The organism is Micromonospora sp. NPDC049662 (genome assembly GCF_040675055.1).
Classification (GTDB): domain Bacteria; phylum Actinomycetota; class Actinomycetes; order Mycobacteriales; family Micromonosporaceae; genus Micromonospora.
This window is the reverse complement of sequence record NZ_JBFAOC010000047.1, coordinates 1-22,248: the sequence shown is the minus strand read 5'-3', so window position 1 is coordinate 22,248 and position 22,248 is coordinate 1. Positions and strand designations below refer to the sequence as shown.

Here is a 22,248-nt window from a genome sequence, read left to right as displayed (position 1 = left end):
CCCGGTTACCGTGGGCCGTATGGCCAACCCGACCCGCTGGGCGACCGACACCGGTCCGGAGCACTCGCAGTGGTACGTCGACCGGTTCCGCAAACTCGCCGCCGAGGGCGCCGACCTGGCCGGCGAGGCCCGACTGGTGGACACCCTGGTCGAGCCCGGGTCACGGATCCTCGACGCCGGCAGCGGCACCGGTCGGGTCGGCGCGGCCCTGGCCGAGCGCGGGCACACCGTCGTCGGGGTGGACGCCGACCCCGTCCTGGTGGAGGCCGCCCGCGCCGATCATCCCGGTCCGCGCTGGCTCGTCGCCGACCTGGCCGACCTGGACCTACCGGCGATGGGAGAGGGCGAGCCGTTCGACGCCGCCGTGCTCGCCGGCAACGTGCTCGCGTTCGTCGCCGTCGGCACCGAGCCGGAGGTGCTGCGCCGCCTCGCCGGGCACCTACGCCCGGACGGCGTCCTGGCGGTGGGCTTCGGCACCGAACGCGGTTACCCGCTGACCGCGTTCGACGCCGACGCGGTCGCCGCCGGGCTGCGCCTCGAACACCGCTTCGCCACCTGGGACCTGCGCCCGTGGCGGGACGACGCGCCCTTCGCGGTCAGCGTGCTGCGCCGGCCGGCAACCTGACGCCGGGGCGACGTCGGGACGGGGCGGCGAACGGCCCGAGCGGCGTCAGGACGGGGCGGCGACGGCCCGCGCCGCGGCCGGATCGAGGGTCGCGCCCGCCGGCACGAGACTGACCAGGCCGGCGGGCAGCCGCACCGGTCGCACGTCGCGATACCCGAGCATCGGCAGCACCTCCCGGTCGGCCAGCACGTACCGCCGGCCCAGGTCGGTGACCACCGACACCGCCCCTCCGGACGCGCCGGGCGCCGCGGCGGCCTCGACCACCGCGCCGCCACCGGGCTGCACCACCACGTGGTCGGCCAGCGCCGCGCCGCCGGACGGCGCGGTCCGCGGAACAGCCGCCAGGTCCGGCAGGTGTACGCCCCAGCGCACCTCGCCCGCGTCGTCGTCGCCGACGCGGGTGCAGATCGCCGCCTCGTCGGTGGCGGCGAGCCGGGGCGGGGCGGGCGGCGGAGCGGTCGGGCCGCTCGGGGCGAGGTCGGGCATCGTGGGCAGCGCCGCGAACCGACCCAACGTCATCGGCTCCGACTCCCCCTGCCCGGTACGGGCCAACAGCAGCCCGGCCTGCAACTCGGTGATCCCGGCCAGCCCGTCGTCGAGCGCCACCGCGTACTGCCGGCCGCCGCCGGAGTTGCGGACCAGGTAGACCTGCCCGATGGTGGCGCCCGGCACCCGGGCGGAGGGCCGGCCCTCGCCGGGCAGCGGCGGCGGGGCCAGGTCGACCCCGGCGGGGAGGGCGTTGAGCAGTGCTGGCGCGACGGGCACCGCCCGCGTCCGGGTGGTCGCCAGCGCGGCCAGCACCCGGTTGGGATCGCGGATCAGGTAGCGACGCTGGTGCCACACGAGGTGCAGGTCGCCATCCGGATGGCGGAGCAGCAGCGCCTCGTCGCCGAGTGGCCGGCCGCCGTCGGGGTCGACGCCGATGAGCAGGGCCGAACGGGCGTCCGCGCCGGCCGTCGTCGAGCAGACCGTCCAGGGCGACTTCGCGAGGCGACCCGGCGCGGGCAACGAGTCCGGCGCGTCGGCGATGCCCAGTGGCAGGCCGCGCGGCACGCCGTCGATCGACCGCCGGGAGACCAGTACCGTCTTCGACCGGTCCGCGCCGACGATCAGCAACGCCGAGGCGTAGTTGAGCACCGGGTGCAGCTTCTGCTCGCGGTACACGAACCGGGCACCGGACTCCTTCTCCACGATCACCGCGCCCGGGTCCCGCCAGCGGGTGCCACCACCGGCGAACAGGCCGTACAGCGCCGCGCCCCCGAGCCCGATCACCGCGACGAGGACGCTGGCCAGGCCCGCGCCCGCCAGCCGTCGGAACGGCGACTGGGCCGGGTCGGTCTCCCGCATCACCAGCGCGGCGACCGCCCGCTGGACGCTGAACTGGTAGGAGTGCAGCTGATCCTGCCGCGACGGCATCGGGTCCCTTCCGCTGGTTCGACCGGGCACAGGATATGCGCTGCGTCGATGTCCCGTGGACCCTGCGTGGCGGGGCGGAACCCGGTCGGTACCATTCGGGGACGAATCCGGCGGCGAGAGGGCACCGTGGGCGCGCGTTTCGAGGAACTGGCCTGGCGGGAGACACCGATCGGCGCGATCAGCCTGCGGCGGCGTCGCGACCCGGCGCTCCAGGTCGAGGTGTACGAGGTCAAGCTCGACGACGAGTACCTGATGTCCAGCCTCTTCCCCGTCGCCGAGATCGAGCTGGCCCGCCTCGGCCTCGCCGAACTGGCCGGCGACACGCTCGACGTGGTGGTCGGCGGCCTCGGACTGGGCTATACGGCGTGCACCGCGCTGGCCGACCCACGGGTACGGGCGCTGCTGGTGGTGGAGGCCATCGAGGACGTCATCGACTGGCACCGACGAGGGCTGCTGCCCTTCGCGGCCGGGCTGGCCGAGGACCCTCGGACCCGCTTCGTCCGGGCCGACTTCTTCGCCGCCGTGGCCGGCGACGAGGGGTTCGACGCCGAGGCCCCCGGGCGGCGCTTCGACGCGGTCCTCCTCGACGTCGACCACTCGCCGCGCAACGTCCTGCACCCGAGCCACGCGCCGTTCTACACCCCGGACGGCCTCCGTCGGCTCGCCGCGCTGCTCCGTCCGGAGGGTGTCTTCGCGCTCTGGTCGGACGACCCACCGGACGACGCGTTCACCGCGGCGCTCGGGAAGGTGTTCACGACCGTACGGGCGCACGTCGTGCCGTTCGCCAACCCGCTGACCGGTGGCCAGTCCGCCAACACCGTCTACGTCGCCCGGCGCTGACGCGCCCTCGCCCTCGCCCTCGCCCTCGCCCTCGCCCCCGCCCCCGCCCCCGCCCCCGCCCTCGCCCTCGCCCTCGCCCTCGCCCTCAACCCCTCGCCGATCTTGCAGATTCTGTTGGTGATATGCGGGCCGAAGTCCTTTTTGCCGGGACAGAAAGTGCAAGATCGCGCAGGGGTGGGCGTCCGGGGGGTGTTTGGGTTTCGCGGGGGCGGGAAGGTGGGGCCCGGGGTCGCCGCATCTCGCGCCGCGACCGAGTTACGGGAGGTCGCGATGCGTGCCCTGCTCTGGGTCGTCGGCGTGGTGGCTGGCGTGCTGATTCTGCTCGGGCTGATTCTCGAGGCCGTCCGCTGGCTGATCATCATCGGTCTGATCGCGCTGGTGATCGTGATCGTCCTGGGTGTGGTCAAGGGGCGGCAGGCCATGCACCATCAGGGCCGTCGACGGTGACGGTCAGAACCAGTCCGCGCGCATGTCGAGCGCGGTGCGGTCGAGGCTGTCCAGCAGGTCGAACTGGGGTCCCGTGCGGGGCAGTTCGACGCTGAAGAAGTAGCGGGCGGCCTGTCGCTTCCCGGCGTGGAAGGAATCGGCGCTCTCGGTGGGCGGCAGCGCCAGCACCTGTTCGAGCCAGATCCAGGCGATCACCACGTGCCCGACCGCCTCGAGGTACGCGCTGGCGTTGGCCAGGGCGAGCACCGGGTCGCCGCCGGCCCAGAGCCGCCGGGTGACGGTGGTGATCCGTCGCACCGCCGTGTCCAGCCGCTCGGCCAGTTCGGCGGCCTCGCCGCCGGCCACCCGCGCCCGCGCGACGGTGTCCCCCATCGTCTCGGTCAGCAGGAGCAGGCCCGCGCCGCCGTGCATGGTCATCTTGCGCCCCAGCAGGTCCAGCGCCTGGATTCCGTGGGTGCCCTCGTGGATCGGGTTGAGCCGGTTGTCGCGGTAGTGCTGCTCCACGTCGTGGTCGCGCGTGTAGCCGGCGCCGCCGAGGACCTGGATGGCCAGGTCGTTCGCCGCCAGGCACCACTGCGACGGCCAGCTCTTGGCGATCGGGGTGAGCACGTCCAACAGCAGGTGCGCCCGCTCGCGGTCCGCGTCGGTCGGCGCGGTCTTCTCCTCGTCGAGCAGCCGGGCGCAGTAGAGCACCAGGGCCAGCGCCCCCTCCACGTAGCTCTTCTGGGCCAGCAGCATCCGGCGTACGTCGGGGTGGTCGATGATCGGCACCTGCGGCGTGGCCGGGTCCTTCGCGCCGACCGGTCGGCCCTGCGGCCGTTCCCGGGCGTACGCCAGGCTCTTGAGGTAGCCGGTGTAGCCCAGCGCGGTGGCGCCGGCCCCGACGCCGATCCGGGCCTCGTTCATCATGTGGAACATCTGGGCCAGTCCCTGGTGGGGCGCGCCGACCAGGTGGCCCACCGCGCCGGGCTGGCCGCCCGGGGTGTGTCCGCCGTCGCCGAAGCTGAGCAGCGCGTTGGTGGTGCCCCGGAACCCCATCTTGTGGTTGAGCCCGACCAGCGCCACGTCGTTGCGCTCCCCCAGCGAGCCGTTCGGGCCGACCAGCACCTTGGGTACGACGAACAGCGAGATGCCCCTCACCCCGGGCGGGCCGCCGGGTATCCGCGCCAACACCAGGTGGACGATGTTCTCGGCCAGCTCGTGGTCGCCACCGGAGATCCACATCTTGGTGCCGAACAGGCGGTACGTGCCGTCGGGCTGCGGCTCGGCCCGGGTGACGATGTCAGCCAGTGAGCTGCCGGCGTGCGGCTCGGACAGGCACATGGTGCCGAAGAACCGGCCCTCGAGCATCGGCCGGACGTAGGTGTCGACCTGCTCGGCGCTGCCGTGAGCCAGCAGCAGGTTGGCGTTGCCCAGGGTCAGCAGCGGATACGCGGAGGTGGCCACGTTGGCCGCCTGGAACCAGGCGAAGCAGGCCGCGGCGACGGCGTGCGGCAGTTGCAGACCACCGACGGAGTCGTCCATCGCGGCGGTGAGCAGGCCCGTCTCGGCAAAGCTGCGCAGTGCCGCCTCGATCTGCGGGATCGTCCGCACGCGGTTCCCGTCGATCGTGGGCTCGGCGAGGTCGGCGGCCCGGTTGTGCGGGGCGAACTGGTCGGTGGCCACCCGCTCGGCGAGGTCGAGGGCGTCGTCGAAGGTCTCCCGGGAGTGCTCGGCGTAGCGGGGACGCTCGACGAGGTGCGCCACCCGCAACCAGTCGTGCAGCAGGAAGTCCAGGTCACGGCGGGAGAGCAGGGTGGACGGCACGGAACTCCTCGGCAGGGCTGGGGTGTGTCGGCTCGGGGCGGCGGCCCGGCGTCGCCCGGTCCCATCCTGACCGATCAGTCGGGAGCGCACCACCGGCGGCCCGGGGCGGTGTGGCTGGCGTACCCGACCCGGTGGCGGGGGCGGTGTTTCGCCGGGGCCGGCACGGGGATACCGCGCCAACGGTGGCGGACCATCGACGGTACGGCGGTGTCGCCCGTCGGGTGAGGAGCGGGCCGATGTCCATGCTTCCCACCGAGGAGGATCCTCGGTTGACACCGGTACTCGTCGAGGACCGGGTCTGCACGGGCGTGACCACGCTGCGGGGGCGCGTCTTCCTGAGCTACCCGTCGGCGGACGGGCCGGGTGTGCAGGTGGTCGAGGCGCTGCCGGACGGCCGTCGCAACCCGTACCCGGACGCCGCCTGGAATGCGCGGGACCAACCGCCGGACGGGACGTTCGTGCACGTCAATGGATTGCGCGCCGGCCCGGACGGTCGACTGTGGATCGTCGACTCCGGGTCGCCCCAGCTCGGCGGCGACCAGGTGCCCGGCGGGGCGCGGTTGATCGTGGTCGACGTGGACGGCGACCGGGTGGACCGGGTCTACCACCTCGACGGCGCGGTGCGTCCGCACAGCTACGTCGACGACGTCCGGTTCCACGACGGCACCGCGTACGTCACCGATGCCGGCGCGCCCGGCCTCGTCGTCGTGGATCTCGACTCGGGCGCGTGCCGACGGGTGTTGGACGGGCACCCGAGCACGGTGGGCAGGCCGGTGGTCGCCGACGGCCGGGCGCTGCGGGATCCCAGCGGGGCCGAGGTGTGCCTGCACACCGACCAACTGGAGGTGTCGCCGGACGGTCGGTGGCTGTACTACCAGCCGGCCTCGGGTGGGATGTCCCGGATCGGCACCCGGTGGCTGGACGACCCGACGCTGTCGGACGAGGAGTTGGCCCGGCGGGTCGAGCCCTGGTCGGACACCCCGAGCACCGGCGGCACGGCCATCGACGCGCGCGGCACCATCTACGTCAGCGATGTCGAGAGCCGCCGCATCCTCGCGGTGGGGCCGGACCGCAGCGTGCGTACGCTCGTCGCGGACCCACGCCTGAACTGGGTGGACGCGATGTGGCTCGACACCGACGGGCAGCTCTGGCTGCCGGCGGCCCAACTGCACCTGACGGCCGGGTTCAACGGCGGGCATCCGGCCGTCGCCTACCCCATCCGGATCTACCGGATGCCGGTCGACGCCGGCCCGCCACCGACGGACCACGCCTGACGGCGATATTCCCTCCCTACCCGCTGCCGGCCCAGATCGCCGCTCACCTCGGCGCGACCAGCACAGGGTAGGAATCGTCGATATCCTGCCTCGCATGCATCGAAGCCGTGTGTACGCGTTGCTCATCGACGCGCCCGAGGCGGAGGCCGCGCGGGCGGCGGAGTTCTGGTCGGCGGCCCTGGGCGTCGGCACCCGGTCCCACCCGGAGGAGCCGCAGTTCGTGGGGCTGCACGAGGCGGTGCCGGGCCTGGTCACCGCCGTCCAGGCCGTCGACGACGCGCCGCGCTACCACCTCGACATCGAGACCGACGACGTGGCGGCCGAGACCGCCCGGCTGGTCGGCCTGGGCGCCACTGAGGTGACGCGGTGGATGGAGTGCCGCATCCTGCGGGCGCCCGGAGGGCACCTGCTCTGCGTCCTGCCGGTCGAGAGTCCACCCGAGGTGTTCGACGCCCAGGCCCGGACCTGGTCGTGACGCGCGCACCTGTCGCAGGGCCGCAGTAGGGTTCCGGCCATGGCTGATCTGGTGTTGGTGGCAGGAGCGTGGCTGGGGTCCTGGGCGTGGGACGAGGTGACGCCGCCCCTGCGGGCCGCCGGCCACCAGACCTTTGCCCTGACCCTCTCCGGTCTCGCCGAGAGGCAGGGAGTGCCGGCCGGCCAGCAGACCCACGTGCGGGACATTGTCGACGAGATCGAACGCCGCGACCTGCGCGACGTGGTGCTCGTCGGGCACAGCTACTCGGGCATCCCGGTGGGGCAGGCCGCCGAGCGGATCGGTGACCGGTTGACCCGGGTGGTCTTCCTCGACTCGGAGGTGCCGGTCGACGGCGGGTCGTTCGCATCCGGCTGGTGGCAGGGGCAGGCGGCGTTCGAGTCGGTGCTCGCCGCCAACGGCGGCGACTGGCCGCCGCTCGCCCCAGCCGAGTTCGACGGTCAGGGTCTCACCGAAGAGCAGATCGCGCGGCTGGTCAAGGGCGCCACCCCGCATCCGGGGCGCACGCTGACCGAGCCGGCCGTGCTGAGCGGTTCCCTGGGCGACCTGCCGGCGACGTACGTCAAGTGCCTGCTCGACGGGCCCGAGCCCAACGACACGGTGGCGGCGCTGCTCGCCAGCGAGCGCTGGCGGCTCCTCACGATGGCCACCGGCCACTGGCCGATGTTCTCCCAGCCCGCCGAGTTGGCCGCGCTGCTCGCGGCGGAGGCGAGCTGACCGGCGGCCGGTGCCGGCACGCCGTCAAGGTCGGCTCGGGGGCATCGGTGCCATGAGCGTGATGCCTGTGAGTCATCAAGATGACTCACAGGCATCACGCCTCGGGAGGCAGTTGCCTCCAGTCAGGAGCGGCACAAGCCGGGCGACGGCCAGTCGGGAGCGGCACAAGCCGGGCGACGGCCAGTCGGGACGGTCACGGCGTGACGGTGTCGAGGGTCCTGATGTGGCGTACCGGGGACGCGAGCAGCCACAGCACGGCGAGCACACCGCCCACTCCGGCGACGACCAGGGTCGGCCGCAGTCCGAGGGTGGTGCCGAGCGCGCCGCCGACCAGCGCGCCGAGCGGCCGGATGCCGTAGTTGACGGCGCTGTACGCGCCCGCTCGACGACCCCGCGCGTCGCCCGGGGTGACGGCGGCGAGCAGGGCATTGAGGTTGACGTCCATCAGCATCACACCGACGCTGGACACCAACTCGATGGCCGCCAGCATGGCCACCTTCGCCCAGGTCGGGCCGTTGATCAGCGCCGTCAGCGCCAGCGGGGCGGGGAACACCACCGCGCCGATCATCGCCGTACGACCGAGCCCGATGGCGCGCGAGATGCGGGGTGCCAGGGCCGCGCCGGCCAGGCCACCGAGCGCTCCGACGCCGAACGCGACGCCGATCGCGCCGGCCGACAGGCCGAGTTCCCGGTTGGCGTAGAGCACCAGCAGCGCCGACGCGATGAAGGTGAAGAAGTTGACGGTGCTGGTGCAGCCGAGCGCGGCGCGCAGCACCGGGTGGCGCAGTACCAGCGCCATCCCCTCGCGGACCATGCCGAGGGTGGACGTCTGCCGTGGCGGTGGCGGGGGTTCGGTGACCGGGATACGACGCAGCAGCAGCGCGGACGCGAGGAAGGACACCGCGTCGACGAGGATCGCCACCGGCGCGCTGAGCGCCTGGACGAGTCCTCCGCCGACGGCCGGGCCGACGATGAACGACAGGGACCGGCTCACGCTGAGTTTGCTGTTGGCCTCCACGTACGCCGAGCGTGGCACCAGGGCGACGAAGAACGCCTGCTGCCCCAGGGCGAACAGCACCGCTGCGGCGCCGGTGAGCAGCGCCACCAGGTAGAGCTGGGTCAGGGTGACCGCGCCGAACAGGTACGCCACCGGGAGGCTGAGCAGCACGACGGCGCGGACCAGGTCCGCGATGATCAGGAGGCGGCGTTTGTGGGTGCGCTGGTCGACCCACGCGCCGAGGAACAGGCCCAGCAGGTTGGGTAGCCAGATCAGCGCGGTGAGGACACTGACCTGCACGGGCGTCGCGGCGAGCAGGGCAACGGCGATCAGGGGCAGGGCCAGCTCGCTGATCCGGTCGCCGAACGCCGTGATCGTCTGACCGATCCAGAAGGTACGGAAGCGCCGGTCGCGGTGCCGAACCGGCGCGGCCGGGGCGTCGACGACGGTCATGACGCGGACTCGTCGTCGGCGGCCTCGGGCAGCAGGTAGCGCAGCATCCGGACGACCTGCGCGTCGGCCGGCTTCGTGTCGTCGTCCTTGCGCCGCACGTACGGGGCGATCAGCTCCTCGATCGCCTCTTCGAGGTGCCGCAGTTCGTCCGCCGTGGCGACGAAGCGGGTGTCGGACACCCCGGCGAGCCCGCGCCACTCGGCCTCCAGGCGGGGCTCGTCGTGCAGCAGCCACTGCTGCGGCGTCTCCGCGATCCGCGCGAACATCTCGCCGCGGAGCTGCCGCGCCGCGGCCTGCCCCTCGGCGTCGTCCGGCAGGCTGAAGCGGAACCCTCGCGCGGTCGCCTGCCACCAGCGCTCCCGCTTGCTGGTGCTCCCGTCGGCGTCGCCGACCAGGCCGAACGTCGCGAGGTGACGCAGGTGCCAGCTCACCACCGACGGCGTGGCCCCGACGTGCGGCGACAGCCCGGTGGCGGTGGACGGGCCGTGTCGCTGGAGCCGGTCGAGGATGGCCAGGCGGACGGGGTGTGCCAACGCCCGCAGGGCCTGCGGCTCGGTGATCTCGAAATCCCCGTACGGATTCTTGAGAGACATGTTTCGAAAGTAGTCTCTCAAGTCCCTCCGGGCAACCCGGTCAGCTCACCCCCAGGCGAGCGAGCGGCTCGACCAGTTCCCGCTCCTCGTAGCTCAGGTGCGACAGCAGGGCGTCGGTCAGCAGGTTCACCGCGGCGCGCAGCTCGGCCAGCCCGTCCGGCGCGCCGACGTACGCCACCAGCGCCTTGTCGACGCCCTCCAACACCTCGTGGATGACGTGGTGCTCCTGCTCCAGCCGGTCGACGACCGGGCGCAGCCGTGGGTCGGCCTGCCGCAGGCGCGGAAAGAGCGCCTGGTCCTCGATGGTGTGGTGGGTGGTGACGATGCGGCAGTAGGACTCGCAGTACGCCCCCAACGTCCACCGGTTCTGCCGCATGGTCATCGTGTTGATCTGCGACCGCGCCGCGCCGGCGTCGATCTCGCCGGCCGCCACCTGCTCGATCAGGTCGTGGATCTGCGCCAACTCGGCGCGCAGTCCGTCGTGCACCTGCACCAGGTGCTGGCCGGTGGCCTGCTCGTGCGCGGTGTAGGTGCGGGTGGGATCGGGCGTCGGCCCGGTGGGGCGGGCCGCCTCGTCCCAGACCTGCCGGTCGCTGAGCCGGCGGCCGTCATCGGGTGTCGGCACCACCGCGAAGGCGCCGGCGCTCACCCGCGCCCGGGCCCGCGGCGCGGGGGGCGCGACGACCGCCGCCGGCTGCGTGTCCGCAAGGACCTCGGCGGGGGTACGCACCGACGCGGCGTCCCGGTCGCGCTCGGTCGCCACCAGTTCACGCACGGCGGGCGCCACCTCACCGGCGAACCGGCGCAGGTCGTCGGGGTCGTCGCTGGCCAGGATGAACGTGCCGATCCCGTCCCCCAGCGCCAACTCGGTCAGCTCCCGCACCCACTGCTCGACGGGTCCGTGCAACGGGCCACGGCCCACCGTGGAGAAGGTGCCGGAGATGTTGAGCAGCCGGCGGACGTCGGCAGGTGAACGGCCGGCCTCGTGCGCCGCGTCGTCGATGACGGCGTTGCCCCGGGCCAGGTCACCGGGTTCGAGGTAGCCGAGCGAGGGCAGCCAGCCGTCGGCCCGACGACCGGTGAGCGCGAGCATGCGTGGCTTGTACGCCCCGAGCCAGATCGGCACCGCGTGGGCGGGGGCCGGACCGCGCTTCGCGCCGATGACCCGGTGGAACTCGCCGTCGACCCGCACACCGCCGCGTGCCTGCGCGTCCCACATCTGCCGGAGGACGTCGATGCCCTCCTCCAACGCCCGGACGCCCTGCCCGGGGGTCAGCCGCCGCCCGCCCATGGCCTCGATGGCATCCCAGAAGGCGCCCGCGCCGAGGCCCAACGCGACCCGACCTCCGGTGAGCAGGTCGAGGCTGGCGACGCTGCGGGCGAGCACGGCGGGTGGGCGCAGCGGCAGGTTGGTGACGTTCGCGGACAGGTGCACCCGGTCGGTCCGGGCGGCGATGAAGCTCAGCAGCGTCCAGGTGTCCAGGAACCGTGGCTGGTACGGGTGGTCCTGGAAGGTGACCAGATCCAGCCCGACCTGCTCGGCCAGGACGGCGAGCCCGACGGTGCGGTCCGGGTCGTCGTTGCCGGGCGTGGTGAACGAGCCGAAGACCAGGTCGTGGCCGTAGTCGCTCATGTGCGAGCCTCCTGTCGTACGCGCCGCGTCGCGCGATGCGTCGCGACGCCAACCTTATGTCAGACAGAACATCTGTTGCCAACATGGTCTGTGACTTCGGCTATCGTCGGGGTATGACGGGTGCCACCGACCGGCCGGACCGGCCCGATCCGCTCGACGACGATCTGGGCTGGATGCTGGGGATCGTCTTCCGTGGCTACGTCCGGGCGGCCGAGCACGCGCTGACCGATTTTCCCGGCGGCCCGCGCGGCTATCAGGTGCTCACCGCCTCGGTCACCGGCCCGGGTCGCAATCAGGGCGCGATCGCCGAGGAGTTGGGGATCGACCGCACGGTGCTGACGTACCTGATCGACGACCTCGAACGCCCCGGCTTCGTGGCCCGGCGGGCCGACCCGTCCGACCGGCGCAGCCGACTGGTGGACGTCACCGACGCCGGGCGGGCGGCCTGGGAGCAGCGACGGGAGGCGCTACGACGGGTGGAGGCGCACCTGTTGGGGTCGCTCACGCCGACCGAGTCGACGACCCTGCGCACCCTGCTGCAAAGAGTGGCCTGCTCAACCCAGGCCACCGACCCCCTGCGCAACCTCTGCGAAGCGGTAACCGAAATCCACCCCGCCCCACCCGCAGAACGGCGTTGATCAAGAGGTTCGCGTCAGGATTCCGGCCTGCGGTGACGCGAACCTCTTGATCAACAGGGAGGGTGGGGCGGGATCAGCGGACGTGCACGAACACCGGGTTGGAGTAGAACCACAGGTCGTCCCATGGGCTCTCGAGACCGTCCGCGAGGGGCTCGGCCTCGTCGGTGCTGGTGCCGCGCACCCGGGCGTACGTGTCGGCCTCGACGTTGCGCAGGGTGTGCCGAATGACGTAGTCGTGACCCTGCCGACGCCAGTCGCGCGGGCCGAACCGGGCCACCACCTTGGTGGTGGGGTTGGTGTCGGCGTCCAGGTTGGCGCTCGGTCCGGTGATCTGCCCGACGATCAGGTCGACGCGGCGGACCTCCGGCCGGTCGCCGTTGCCGTTCACCCCGTCCTGCGGGCGGAACCGGATCTCGATCTCGACGTCGGTGCGGCTGCGACGGTTGACCGTGATGGTCTCGCCGACCTCAGCCGTCTTGCCCTGCGACGTGGCGGTCACGTCGAGGCTGCGGATCAGGTCGCCGGTGGTCACCCAGATCCGGCCGTTGCGCAGGCCGTCCATGATGTCGCCGTAGTCTTGGCGCGCGTACACGTAGGTTTTGCTGTACTCCCCCGGCCAGAAGTCCGAGCCGCCGCGCGTCCAGTGCACGTGCGAGTCGGACGTCGCGGTGATCCACCAGCGCCGGCCCTCGCCGAGGAGCGAGTCCCAGAGCCCACCGACCCGTGCGGTCATCTGGTCGAAGCCGCCATAGGTGGGGTGGTTGCCGTACCCGCCGCGCTTGCCGCCGTTGAGCGGGCCGGCCTGGTGACCGGGGGCGCCCTCGAAGCCGATGTAGACGTCGGGCGCGGCGTTGTTGCCGTTACGGAACTCGCGCGGGGTGTCCTGGCCGTAGACGCCGAGGCCGGTCGCCGAACGGGAGGCGTGGTGGGCGATCACCAGCGGCTTGTGCGGCATGCCCCGGGCGACCTTGAGGAACTCCACCATCTTGGCCTCGGTGTCGCGGGCCGGGTCGGTGGGGAACGCGTCGTACTTGGCGAAGCGGCTCTCCAGCTCGAAGAGCTGCTTCGCCTCGTCGTCGTGGCGCGGGATCATCAGCGTGTGGTGGTCCAGCGAGGGCGCGTCGAACTCCATGCCCCAGAACTGGAGCACCTCGGGGACGAGCTTGCGCGAGCGCAGCAGGTCGGGGTACGCCTGCTCGATGTTGACCTTCGAGTGCGTCGGTCCACCGTGGTCGGTGCACATCGCCCAGGTCAGGCCGAAGTTCTTGGCCATGATGGCGTTGGTGACGATCGGGTAGACCGCGTCCGCGCCCTTGTGGAAGACGATCGGGCTCCGGGTGGTGTCGAACTCGCCGCTGTACTCGGAGTGGACGTGGTGGTCACCCGCGCGCCACGACCGGTTCTTGACGCCGCCCCGGTCGCCCTCGTCATCGCCGGGCCGGCGCTCCTCGTCGGCCCACGCCGCGCCGCCGCCCACCAGGGGACTCGCGGCGGCCAGCGTCGCGCCGACACCGGCGTACTTGACCAGCTTGCGCCGCGACAACTGCGCGCGCTCGACCTCTTCGGCTTGCTTGTCTCTCACGTGAGAGCCTCTCCTCGATCAAGCGAATGCTCTTTCGATCAAGGAGCCTCGAAGAGGTCGGTGAACGCCCGCCGTACGCCGGACGGGTACCCGGTGAACTCCCTGGCCGAGCCCGTTGAAGGGCACGGTGGCGCGGGCGCTGGGTGACGAAACGACAGCGGGGCGACAGGATCAGGGGCGTTGGCGCCCCCGCTCCACGCGTGCCGATTCGGCCGTCGACGGCGCGGCGGGCGCGGTGACCACCGTCGGCGCGACGGCGACGGCCGGCAACCCGGTCCGACCGGCGATCGGCAGGACCAGTTCGCTGCGCCCGAGGTCGACCCGGACGGTCGCGTCCCGGTCCTCGGCCATCGTGAACTCCGGGTCGCTCTGACCGAGCACCAGGCCGAGGACGTGCCCGGCCGGCACCACCGCGTCGTACGCGTTCAGCGGCACGGTGACCGTGTACCACCGGTCCGCCCGCAGCGGCGTGGTGAACCGCAGCGAACGATGGTGCGCGGCGTCGAGCCAGCCCCGGGCCAGCACCGCGTGGTCGGAGACCTCGGTGATCTCCTCGGTGTCGTGGTAGCAGGCGTCGTCGGCCTGGGTGGACGCACCCCAGCAGGACTCGGTGTCCAACGTCCGCACCGCCCCGAACCAGCTCCGCTCGGCGGTGCCGTAGTCGACCAGGCGGGCGCTCAGCTGCGTGGTCGGCCGATCCACCCGGACGCGCAGTCGCACCGACGCGCTGCCGGAGATCCGCAGCGCAGTGTCCAGCGGAGCGGAGAGGAAGACCAGCCGGCCGGCGGTCGTGCTGTTCGGCTCGGCGACCACCGCGTCCTCGGTCAGCGCCTCGTCGACGTACTCCCGCTCCTGGCCCGGCCGCGCGGCGCGGCCGCCGAGGGTACCGGTGACGCCGTCCCCGACGCCGAGGTGAACCCGCATCTCCCTGGTGGCGGGCGCGGGCCAGTCGCGCTGCGTCGTCCACCTGCCGGGGGCGGTCTCCAGGTCGACCCGCGGTTCGTCCATCACCCCGTTCGGCAACCCCTGCAACCAGTAGTCGAACCAGCGGTGCAGGGTCGCCACCCACTCGGCGCGTCGCACGTCGAACGGATCCTGGTGGCCGGCCTGGGAGAGCCACAGCTTGCGGGGTACGCCCCGCTCGGCCAACTCCTGCCACCAGCGGGCGAACTGGTTCGTGGTGACGTTCAGGTCGTTGAGACCGTGTGCCACGAAGACACTGGCCCGCACCCGGTCGGCCGACGGCCGGTAGTCGCGCTGCGCCCAGAACCCGTTGTAGTCGCCGGTCTGCTCGGCGCTGTCCGCCCGCAGCCGGGCGAGCACCGCCGCGCAGGCGGACTCGGGGCGGCTGCTGACGTCCGAGTGCAGCCAGCCGGGATAGTCGGTCGACACCAGCGTCCCCTGGTATCGCATGTAGTCGTACCAGCTTGAGATGGCTGAGACCGGCACGATGGTGGCCAGGCCCGGCACGCCCGTGGCGGCGACCCCGTTGGCGACGGAGCCGTCCCACGACTTGCCGATCATGCCGACCCGGCCGGTGCTCCAGCCGGCGTCGACCGGTCGTCCGTCGGCGGTGTACGCGCGGGCCCGGCCGTTGAGCCAGTCCACCACCGCCCTGGCGCTGCCCACCTCGACCGGGCCTCCGACGTCCTCGCACCCGGTCGAGCGGGCGGTGCCGGCGAGGTCCACGGCGAGGAAGGCGTAGCCGCGCGGGACGAAGTAGTTGTCGTAGAACAGGGGCACCGAGGCGATGACGCCGGACGCGTCGTACGCCTTGAACTCGCCCTCGTTGCCCCGGCCGCAGCAGAGGTAGTAGGGCGACGCCTCCATGATGACCGGTACCCGGATCCCTGCGGCGGCGGCCTCGCGGGGCCGGACGATGTCCACCGCGACCCGGTCGCGGACGCCGTCGCCGTCGCTGTCGGCGCGGGTCTCGACCCAGACGCTCTCCCGGATCGTCCTGGCATAGGAGTAGGCCGGGACCGTACCGGTGCCGACGACGTGGGGTGGGGTCGGACGGTGCCGGTCGGTCGGGTCGGCGGTGGCGGGCGCGGCGGCGAGCGCCGCGACCAGTAGGCCGGCCAGGGCGGCGGCGCTTCGTGCGCGGGTTCGGGCGGTCGGCATCGGTGTCCTCCCGGGTGCGGCGCGTCCAGGACATTCCATCGTATCGATGCCTCTTTGCCCAGTGGCCACGGCGGCGCGCCGTCCTCAGATCCGGGCTCGGGGCAGCCAGCCCAGGAAACGGTGTCGCGCGTTGGGCAGGGGCAGCGTCGGCAGGTCCTGGGCGGCGGCGACGAGGCACGAGCCGAGGTAGACGGCGAGGGAGGCGCGCGCCCCGCCGAACTCGGCGAGCAGTTGGCTCTGCTTGGTCGCGCAGGGCCACTCGCGGCCGCAGCCGGTACACGTCCAGCTCGGCGGGTTGGGCAGGTGCTCGGGGAGCTTGGCACGGCGATAGCGGCCCACCACACTGTTGTCCGCCCGGACATCGCGTCGCCGGCGCTCGGGCCCTTCGTTGCGTCGCCCCGGTGGCCGGGCGGCGGGCAGATAGCGCCGGACGGTGCCGAGGAGCGCCCCGACGCGTACCAGGGCGTCCGGCCCGACGTGGTGGGCCAGCAACGCCGTGAGCAGGTAGTGCCCCAGAAGATCGAACGAGTCGCGGTTGAGCCGCAGGTCGCGGCACAGGTCGACGAACTCGGGCGTGGTCAGCGGGACACGGTCGTCGAGCGCGCGGCGCAGCACCTCCCGCAGCGCGACGCCGAGGCTCATCAGCGCGTCGCCCTCGCCCAGTCCCAGGCTGTCCTCGTCCGCCACCCGCGCCAACGCCTCGGCCACCGCCAGTCGTACGACGCGGTCCGGATCGGTACCGTCCAACGACTCACCCCCGCCTGTCGGCCGGATCTCCGGCTGTGGCCCGGACGTCGGGACGCCCGGGGGATCATGAACAAGATTTCGCTGCCGCACCGGGGGCGACTAGGACAGCGGGCGCAGGATCACCGCGTGCGATAGCCGGAAAGCGAAGTCGGCTCGGCAAAACGGCGGATCGACGGACGTACACGTCCGGTTGCCGTATGGTGGAATTCCCATCAATAGATATGTGATTTGCTGGGAATGACGCCACCACCACCGCCGAACCCGGTCGGCAACGCGCCGCGATCACCGGCACGTGCGCCCAGCCACGTCCCGACCCCACCGCCGGCCCCGATCCGACCGGCGGTCTCCTCTCGGACGGAGACAGCGGATGACGTCACCAGTGCAGGCCCGAGCATTCGAGAGTCACGACCCGGCGGCCATCCACCGCTTCCTGGCCAGCACGTACACCGCGGACCTGCGTATCCACGCGGGCGAGACCGGCTACCACCTCGTCCACCAGCGCGTCGACGCCGGGCCGTTCGCCCTCGCCACGACCGGCCAGAGCGCCCATCTCGACATCGAGGTGGGCGACATCGAGGGTCTGATCGTCTGCCGTACCCGCAGCGCCCTGATCAGCCGTACCGCTCAGGGGGAGACCCACCGCTTCGGCCCCGGCGACGTGTTCCTGACCAACCGGCCGGGCGAGCCGTTCAACCTGCGGTGGGAACCCGGCGAGGTGGAACTCTGCGTTCTGGACCTCGGGGTAGTGAGACAGGTGGCGACCGCCACGCCGGCTCGGCGGCCCGGCCCGATCCGTTTCACCGACCTCGGCCCCGTCCACGCGACCCTCACCCGGCAGTGGCGACGGACCACCAGGTACGTGAACGACGTCGTCCTGAACAGCCCGACCGCCAGCGCCCAGCCGCTGGTGATCGGCAGCGCCGCCCGCATGCTCGCCGCGGCGGCGCTCGCGATCTTTCCCAACACGGCGTTCACCGACGAGACCGCCCGGGACCGCCACGACGCCAGTACCGCGACCCTGCGTCGCGCGATCGCCTTCATGGAGGAGAACGCCGACCGGGACATCGGCGCCGCCGACATCGCCAACGCCGCCGCGGTCTCCCTGCGCGCGGTGCAGCTCGCCTTCCGTCGCCACCTCGGCACCACACCGATGGCGTACCTGCGCCGGGTCCGGCTCGACCGGGCGCACCACGACCTGGTCCGGGCCGACCCTCGACGGGAGACCGTGTCGGCCATCGCCAGCCGTTGGGGGTTCGCCAGCCACAGCAGGTTCACCGCCTGGTACCACGCCAGCTACGGGGTGCCGCCCCGCGAGACGCTGCACGCCTGAGGTCGCCCCGGCGCGGACCTTGTGAACACGTCCTGGTGGCGACGAAAATCGATGCTGTGAGGCTTCCGTCGAGGTTCGCCCGGCCGCTTGTGTGCCTGCTGCTCCTCACCGGCTGCGGCACCTCGCCCGGGACCACCGACGGCCCTACGGGCGACCCCCCGCCCCCGTCCCCGTCCCCGTCCCCGTCCCCGTCCCCGGCAACCTCCGTCTCCCCCGCCGCCTTCGACAAGGCGCTGCACGACGAGTTGATCGCGATGCTGGAGCGCGACCAGGCCGACCGTGCGGGCACCCCGCAGACCGAGTCCGACCAGGCGCGCACCCTCCGGCTGAAAGAGATCATCCGTACCCACGGCTGGCCGACCTTCGCTCTCGTGGGCGAGGACGGGGGCAACGCCGCCTGGGCCATCGTCCAGCACTCCGACCTGGACCCCGCCTTCCAACAGGAGGCGCTGGACCTGCTGCGCGCGGCCGTCGCCGCCCGCCAGGCGTCGCCGGGCAACCTCGCCTACCTCGAGGACCGCGTCGCCGTGGCCAAGGGCGAGCCCCAGGTGTACGGGACACAGATCCGCTGCGGGCCGGACGGTCCCGTCCCGGCGACCCCGATCAGGGACGAGCCGGGCGTCGAACGCCGCCGCGCCGAGGCTGGCCTGCCCACCCTCGCGAGCTACCTCGCCGAGATGACCACGATCTGCGCCCAGGACACCAACTAGGCGGGTGCCCGTCCAGCGCGTGACGGCCCCTCAGGGCCGCTCCCGCTCACGGGCGGCCCGCACCTCGGGCACCGAGGCTTCCAGCAGGTCGGCGAGGCCACGGAGCTGCTCGGCGACCCGGACACCGAGCGGGGTGAGCGTGTACTCGACGCGCGGCGGGATCGCGGTGAGCACCTCGCGGGTGAGCATTCCGTCGCGCTCCAGCGTCTGCAGGGTCTGGGAGAGCATCCGCTCGCTGACCCCTTCGATGCGCCGCCGCAGGGCGTTGAACCGGTAGCTGCCCTCGCCGAGCGCGAGCAGGGCGAGCGAGGCCCACTTCGACGTGACGTCCTCGAAGGCGGCACGGGAGGTGCAGCTCCGCGCGAAAACATCGCTGACGAATTCCTGGGTAGGCCCCGCCGGGTCGTGGGCCGGCACGTCGGTCACGTCACCAGCCTACCCGAGGCTTACTCAACGACTTGTGCTGTAGATTCGTAAGTGCTTACTAGAAGTAACCGCTTATCGGAGGTCCCCATGCCCACCTATGCCGTCACCGGCGCCACCGGCCGCCTCGGCCGGCTGGTGATCGAGCACCTGCTCGACGCCGGTGTGCCCGCCGCCGAGATCGCCGCCGTCGTCCGCAGCCCGCAGAAGGCCGCCGACCTGGCCGCCCGCGGCGTCGAGATCCGGCAGGCCGACTACGACGACCCCTCGACGCTGCCCGGCGCCGTGGCCGGCGTACGCCGCCTGCTGCTCATCTCCGGGGACACCCCGGGGCAGCGGGTGCCCCAGCACACCGCGGTCATCGACGCCGCCCGGCTCGCCGGGGTCCAGCGCCTGGTCTACACCAGCATCCTGAAGGCCGACACGACCACGAACCCGCTCGCTCCCGAGCACAAGGCCACCGAGGAGGTGCTGGCCGCGTCGGGCCTGTCGTACACGGTGCTGCGCAACGGCTGGTACACCGAGAACTACACCGATCAGCTCCCGCAGTACCTGGCGAGTGGCACCATCCTCGGCGCCACCGGCGGCAGCAAGGTCTCGGCCGCTCCCCGGACCGACTACGCGGCCGCCGCCGCGGCGGCGCTGACCCGGAACGAGGGCGGCAACACGGTCTACGAGTTGGGCGGCACCGCGTTCACCTTCGACGAGCTGGCCGACGCCGTCACCGAGCTCACCGGCACGACTGTCGTGCACCGGGACATGTCGACCGCCGAGCTGGCCTCCGCGCTGCGGAACGTCGGGCTCGACGCCGGCACCGCCGGGTTCGTGGCCGCCCTCGACCACTCGATCGCCATCGGCGAGCTGGCCACCGACAGCGACGACCTCAGCCGGTTGATCGGTCGACCCACGACCGGGCTCCGCAACGCCATCCGCGCCGCGCGCGCCTGACTCGGGCCCGGGTTCGTTGTGCTGGCGGGCGACGAGGGCACGCCCTCCGTCGCCCGCCCGTTCAATCGGCGGACGCCGGCGTCAGCAGGCCGGTCAGCAGGCTGCGCAGCGTCCGCTCGAAGAGGTCCGTCGGGGGCGTCGGCGGCCCGACCCGGCCGAGGGCCGCGACGAGATGTGGGTACGCCCCGAGGTCGATGCCCGCGAAGCCGGGTGACCCGGCGGCGGCCTCGCTGCGGGCGAACAAGCTCACCACGCCGGTCAGCACGGCGATCGCCTCGAACTTGGCGCTGACGGCGCAGCGCACGGGTTCCAGGATCCGGATGCAGTTGTCGAACCAGGCCAGACTCTCGGGACCGACGCCCGACGGCCGTTGGATCACGTCCACCAGCCACGGGTGGGCGCGGAACAAGCCCAACTGCCGGCGGGCAACCAGCAGCATCTCGTCCCGCCAGTCGGCCTGCTCCGGCGGGTACGGCCGCAGCTCCCCCACGACACGGTCGGTCATCAGGTCGAGCAGGTCGTCACGGGACGACAGGTAGCGGTAGAGCGATCCGGCGCCGGTGCCCAGCGCCGCGGCGACGGCCCGCATCGACACCGCGGCGAGCCCTTCGGTGTCGGCCAGGGTGATCGCCGCCGCGACGATCGCCTCCCGGCTGTGCGTCGGCGCGGGGCCACGGGTTCCCCGTTCGGGTCTGGCCCAGATCGGCTGCCGACCGGCCTCGCGGTCTCCGGACCTCCTGGCTGCGTCGGTCACCGACCCACTCTAGAGCCGCTGACGGGGTCCGCCCGGCAGGCACCGCGCGGGGTCGCGCGGCGGGCCACTCCTTACGCGGGGGTTTCTCGGGCCGGGACCCGACCGCTACCGCTACTCCCAGAACCGACGAATACGAATACGAATGTCAGTCCGATCGGACAGATCGGCTTGGGTTATTGTCCCAATTATCCCTCATTGGACCATTTGTCGTGATGTGGTGGTCAGCGCGCTTCATCGGCGTCATTCAGGCCGTATCACGCAGGACGCCACTCGTTGGACGTCTCCTGCGAGTAGTACCCACGGAGGGTGTTCTGTGACAGCTAAACCCAAGAATTGGCTACGGCGGCGGGTGGTCCTGCCGTCGCTCGCGACTGGCGCAGCCGCCACGGTGGCAGCCAGCCTGCTGCTCTTCAGCTCGACCGCAGCAAACGCGCAGGAAGCACCGGTCAACCTGGGGACGGCGGCCGACTTCTCCGTCCTCGCCGGGGCGGAGCCCACCAACACCGGCCCCAGCTTCCTGGCCCAGAGCCTCGGGCGGTTCCCCGGAAACACCGCGTCCGGCTTCGGAACGGCCACCATCGGCGGGGAGGTGCACCTCGGCGACGCGGTCGCGCTCCAGGCTCAGAGCGACCTGACCACCGCCTTCAACGACGCCGCCGGCCGGACCCCGTTCACCAACCTCCCGGCGGAGCTGGGTGGCAACACACTCAACGAAGGGGTCTACCGGATCGGGGCCGCCCAACTGACCGGAACGTTGACGCTCAACGGCCAGGGCGACCCGTCGGCCGTGTTCATCTTCCAGGTCGACTCCTCGCTGACGACGGCGTCGAACAGCAGCGTCGTCCTGACCAACGGGGCGTCGGCCTGCAACGTGTTCTGGAAGATCGGCAGCTCGGCGACGATCGGCACCGGCACCACCTTCGTGGGCACCATCATGGCTCAGGCCGCGATCACGATGGCCACGGGCGCGACCCTCCAGGGCCGCGCGCTGGCGCGCACCGCCGCCGTCACCCTCGACACCAACGTCATCAGCGCACCGATCTGCGCCGGGCCGACGGGCCCGCCTGGACCGACCGGCCCACCCGGGCCCACCGGCCCGTCCGGCCCGCCCGGCAGCCCCGGAGCACCGGGTAGCCCTGGTGCACCCGGCAGTCCTGGCGCACCCGGCAGCCCCGGCGCACCCGGCCCGTCCGGCGCACCCGGCCCGTCCGGCGCCCCCGGCCCGTCCGGCGCCCCCGGCAGCCCCGGAGCACCGGGCAGCCCCGGAGCACCCGGCAGCCCTGGAGCACCGGGCAGCCCTGGCGCACCCGGCAGCCCTGGAGCACCCGGCAGCCCTGGAGCACCGGGGAGCCCCGGCGCACCGGGTAGCCCCGGCGCACCCGGCAGTCCTGGCGCACCCGGCAGTCCTGGCGCACCCGGCAGCCCCGGCAGACCTGGTGGGGGCGGCGAGCAACCCATCCTGCCGGTCACCGGCGGCGGTGCAGTCCCGGCCATGACCGGCGTCGGAGGTGTGATGGTCGTCCTGGGCGCGGTCGCGTTCTTCCTCGCCCGGCGTCGCCGCCTGGAGTCCTGATCGGTGGGCCCGGCCGGTGTGATCCCGGCCGGGCCACCTCCCGTTGTCGGCCCGCGCCCCCCCCCGGGGGGGGCCCCGGCGGGGTGACCCAGGGCCGGGCCCCCGGGTGCCCCCGCGGGCGCCGA

General features: G+C 72.7%; 21 protein-coding genes. 11 read left to right on the top strand and 10 right to left on the bottom strand.

The window, feature by feature from the left end:
- Window positions 1-19: 19 nt before the first annotated feature.
- Complete coding sequence (locus AB0J36_RS26500; protein ID WP_357392756.1) at window positions 20-625, top strand: class I SAM-dependent methyltransferase; 606 nt, start codon at window positions 20-22, stop codon at window positions 623-625.
- 45 nt (window positions 626-670) lie between these two features.
- On the opposite strand, the gene eccB is transcribed toward AB0J36_RS26500, so the two are convergent.
- Complete coding sequence (gene eccB / locus AB0J36_RS26495; RefSeq protein WP_357172152.1) at window positions 671-2,041, bottom strand: type VII secretion protein EccB; 1,371 nt, start codon at window positions 2,039-2,041, stop codon at window positions 671-673.
- Between the two features lie 126 nt (window positions 2,042-2,167).
- Here eccB and AB0J36_RS26490 point away from each other — a divergent pair, with 126 nt between their 5' ends.
- Window positions 2,168-2,881, top strand: a complete 714-nt coding sequence (locus AB0J36_RS26490; RefSeq protein ID WP_357172151.1) for a spermidine synthase — start codon at window positions 2,168-2,170, stop codon at window positions 2,879-2,881.
- Window positions 2,882-3,151: 270 nt separating this feature from the next.
- Window positions 3,152-3,328 (top strand): hypothetical protein, encoded by a 177-nt coding sequence (locus tag AB0J36_RS26485; protein ID WP_357121405.1) that lies wholly within the window; start codon window positions 3,152-3,154, stop codon window positions 3,326-3,328.
- A gap of 3 nt (window positions 3,329-3,331) precedes the next feature.
- Here the strand turns inward: AB0J36_RS26485 and AB0J36_RS26480 are convergent, their stop codons facing one another.
- Entirely contained in the window at window positions 3,332-5,134 is a 1,803-nt protein-coding gene (locus tag AB0J36_RS26480) for an acyl-CoA dehydrogenase (RefSeq protein ID WP_363661230.1), read from the bottom strand.
- 236 nt (window positions 5,135-5,370) lie between these two features.
- Between AB0J36_RS26480 and AB0J36_RS26475 the strand changes: the two genes are divergently transcribed.
- The 3 genes from AB0J36_RS26475 (at window position 5,371) to AB0J36_RS26465 (ending at window position 7,618) form a co-directional block, all read left to right on the top strand.
- Window positions 5,371-6,408 carry an L-dopachrome tautomerase-related protein gene (locus AB0J36_RS26475; RefSeq protein ID WP_357121400.1) on the top strand — a complete coding sequence of 346 codons (1,038 nt, stop codon included), beginning with the start codon at window positions 5,371-5,373 and terminating at the stop codon, window positions 6,406-6,408.
- A 94-nt stretch (window positions 6,409-6,502) separates the two neighbouring features.
- The gene (locus AB0J36_RS26470) at window positions 6,503-6,883 is read left to right on the top strand and encodes a VOC family protein (protein ID WP_357121397.1); all 381 of its coding nucleotides are present in this window, start codon (window positions 6,503-6,505) and stop codon (window positions 6,881-6,883) included.
- A 39-nt stretch (window positions 6,884-6,922) separates the two neighbouring features.
- Window positions 6,923-7,618: an alpha/beta hydrolase gene (locus AB0J36_RS26465; protein WP_363661229.1), complete on the top strand. Its 696-nt coding sequence runs from the start codon at window positions 6,923-6,925 to the stop codon at window positions 7,616-7,618.
- Window positions 7,619-7,811: 193 nt separating this feature from the next.
- Here AB0J36_RS26465 and AB0J36_RS26460 read toward each other — a convergent pair whose 3' ends face one another.
- Genes AB0J36_RS26460 through AB0J36_RS26450 form a run of 3 tightly spaced genes read right to left on the bottom strand, consistent with a single transcriptional unit; the run spans window position 7,812 to window position 11,294 of the window.
- Window positions 7,812-9,068, bottom strand: a complete 1,257-nt coding sequence (locus AB0J36_RS26460; protein ID WP_363661228.1) for an MFS transporter — start codon at window positions 9,066-9,068, stop codon at window positions 7,812-7,814.
- A complete protein-coding gene (locus tag AB0J36_RS26455) occupies window positions 9,065-9,661 on the bottom strand; it encodes a helix-turn-helix domain-containing protein (protein ID WP_363661227.1) in 597 nt (198 codons plus the stop codon). The genes AB0J36_RS26460 and AB0J36_RS26455 overlap by 4 nt, the downstream gene beginning before the upstream one ends.
- Before the next feature lie 40 nt (window positions 9,662-9,701).
- Complete coding sequence (locus tag AB0J36_RS26450) at window positions 9,702-11,294, bottom strand: LLM class flavin-dependent oxidoreductase (protein WP_363661226.1); 1,593 nt, start codon at window positions 11,292-11,294, stop codon at window positions 9,702-9,704.
- Window positions 11,295-11,407: 113 nt separating this feature from the next.
- Between AB0J36_RS26450 and AB0J36_RS26445 the strand changes: the two genes are divergently transcribed.
- Window positions 11,408-11,932, top strand: coding sequence for a MarR family transcriptional regulator (locus tag AB0J36_RS26445; RefSeq protein WP_357121382.1), 525 nt, complete (start codon window positions 11,408-11,410; stop codon window positions 11,930-11,932).
- A 73-nt stretch (window positions 11,933-12,005) separates the two neighbouring features.
- Here AB0J36_RS26445 and AB0J36_RS26440 read toward each other — a convergent pair whose 3' ends face one another.
- From AB0J36_RS26440 to AB0J36_RS26430, 3 genes are all read right to left on the bottom strand, one after another.
- Window positions 12,006-13,514: a phosphoesterase gene (locus AB0J36_RS26440; RefSeq protein WP_363661225.1), complete on the bottom strand. Its 1,509-nt coding sequence runs from the start codon at window positions 13,512-13,514 to the stop codon at window positions 12,006-12,008.
- Between the two features lie 171 nt (window positions 13,515-13,685).
- Window positions 13,686-15,638, bottom strand: coding sequence for a Xaa-Pro dipeptidyl-peptidase (locus AB0J36_RS26435; RefSeq protein WP_363661224.1), 1,953 nt, complete (start codon window positions 15,636-15,638; stop codon window positions 13,686-13,688).
- 84 nt (window positions 15,639-15,722) lie between these two features.
- Window positions 15,723-16,385: a hypothetical protein gene (locus AB0J36_RS26430; RefSeq protein ID WP_357121374.1), complete on the bottom strand. Its 663-nt coding sequence runs from the start codon at window positions 16,383-16,385 to the stop codon at window positions 15,723-15,725.
- A gap of 367 nt (window positions 16,386-16,752) precedes the next feature.
- On the opposite strand from AB0J36_RS26430, the gene AB0J36_RS26425 reads away from it, so the two are divergent.
- A complete protein-coding gene (locus AB0J36_RS26425) occupies window positions 16,753-17,715 on the top strand; it encodes a helix-turn-helix transcriptional regulator (protein ID WP_363661223.1) in 963 nt (320 codons plus the stop codon).
- A 56-nt stretch (window positions 17,716-17,771) separates the two neighbouring features.
- On the top strand, window positions 17,772-18,425 hold the full coding sequence (locus AB0J36_RS26420) for a DUF6624 domain-containing protein (RefSeq protein WP_357392743.1): 654 nt from the start codon (window positions 17,772-17,774) through the stop codon (window positions 18,423-18,425).
- A gap of 30 nt (window positions 18,426-18,455) precedes the next feature.
- Here the strand turns inward: AB0J36_RS26420 and AB0J36_RS26415 are convergent, their stop codons facing one another.
- Window positions 18,456-18,851, bottom strand: a complete 396-nt coding sequence (locus AB0J36_RS26415; RefSeq protein ID WP_357121365.1) for a helix-turn-helix domain-containing protein — start codon at window positions 18,849-18,851, stop codon at window positions 18,456-18,458.
- An 87-nt stretch (window positions 18,852-18,938) separates the two neighbouring features.
- Here AB0J36_RS26415 and AB0J36_RS26410 point away from each other — a divergent pair, with 87 nt between their 5' ends.
- Window positions 18,939-19,796 carry an SDR family oxidoreductase gene (locus AB0J36_RS26410; RefSeq protein ID WP_357392742.1) on the top strand — a complete coding sequence of 286 codons (858 nt, stop codon included), beginning with the start codon at window positions 18,939-18,941 and terminating at the stop codon, window positions 19,794-19,796.
- A gap of 61 nt (window positions 19,797-19,857) precedes the next feature.
- Here the strand turns inward: AB0J36_RS26410 and AB0J36_RS26405 are convergent, their stop codons facing one another.
- Window positions 19,858-20,550, bottom strand: coding sequence for a TetR/AcrR family transcriptional regulator (locus tag AB0J36_RS26405; RefSeq protein WP_357392741.1), 693 nt, complete (start codon window positions 20,548-20,550; stop codon window positions 19,858-19,860).
- A gap of 313 nt (window positions 20,551-20,863) precedes the next feature.
- Here AB0J36_RS26405 and AB0J36_RS26400 point away from each other — a divergent pair, with 313 nt between their 5' ends.
- Entirely contained in the window at window positions 20,864-22,123 is a 1,260-nt protein-coding gene (locus tag AB0J36_RS26400; protein WP_363661222.1) for an ice-binding family protein, read from the top strand.
- The last annotated feature ends 125 nt before the right edge of the window (window positions 22,124-22,248 follow it).

Coding starts and splice junctions, on each gene's coding strand:
- AB0J36_RS26500 (WP_357392756.1), top strand. CDS start 20: ATGGCCAACCCGACCCGCTGGGCGACCGACACCGGTCCGGAGCACTCG.
- eccB (WP_357172152.1), bottom strand. CDS start 2,041: ATGCCGTCGCGGCAGGATCAGCTGCACTCCTACCAGTTCAGCGTCCAG.
- AB0J36_RS26485 (WP_357121405.1), top strand. CDS start 3,152: ATGCGTGCCCTGCTCTGGGTCGTCGGCGTGGTGGCTGGCGTGCTGATT.
- AB0J36_RS26475 (WP_357121400.1), top strand. CDS start 5,371: ATGTCCATGCTTCCCACCGAGGAGGATCCTCGGTTGACACCGGTACTC.
- AB0J36_RS26470 (WP_357121397.1), top strand. CDS start 6,503: ATGCATCGAAGCCGTGTGTACGCGTTGCTCATCGACGCGCCCGAGGCG.
- AB0J36_RS26465 (WP_363661229.1), top strand. CDS start 6,923: ATGGCTGATCTGGTGTTGGTGGCAGGAGCGTGGCTGGGGTCCTGGGCG.
- AB0J36_RS26460 (WP_363661228.1), bottom strand. CDS start 9,068: ATGACCGTCGTCGACGCCCCGGCCGCGCCGGTTCGGCACCGCGACCGG.
- AB0J36_RS26455 (WP_363661227.1), bottom strand. CDS start 9,661: ATGTCTCTCAAGAATCCGTACGGGGATTTCGAGATCACCGAGCCGCAG.
- AB0J36_RS26450 (WP_363661226.1), bottom strand. CDS start 11,294: ATGAGCGACTACGGCCACGACCTGGTCTTCGGCTCGTTCACCACGCCC.
- AB0J36_RS26445 (WP_357121382.1), top strand. CDS start 11,408: ATGACGGGTGCCACCGACCGGCCGGACCGGCCCGATCCGCTCGACGAC.
- AB0J36_RS26435 (WP_363661224.1), bottom strand. CDS start 15,638: ATGCCGACCGCCCGAACCCGCGCACGAAGCGCCGCCGCCCTGGCCGGC.
- AB0J36_RS26425 (WP_363661223.1), top strand. CDS start 16,753: ATGACGTCACCAGTGCAGGCCCGAGCATTCGAGAGTCACGACCCGGCG.
- AB0J36_RS26410 (WP_357392742.1), top strand. CDS start 18,939: ATGCCCACCTATGCCGTCACCGGCGCCACCGGCCGCCTCGGCCGGCTG.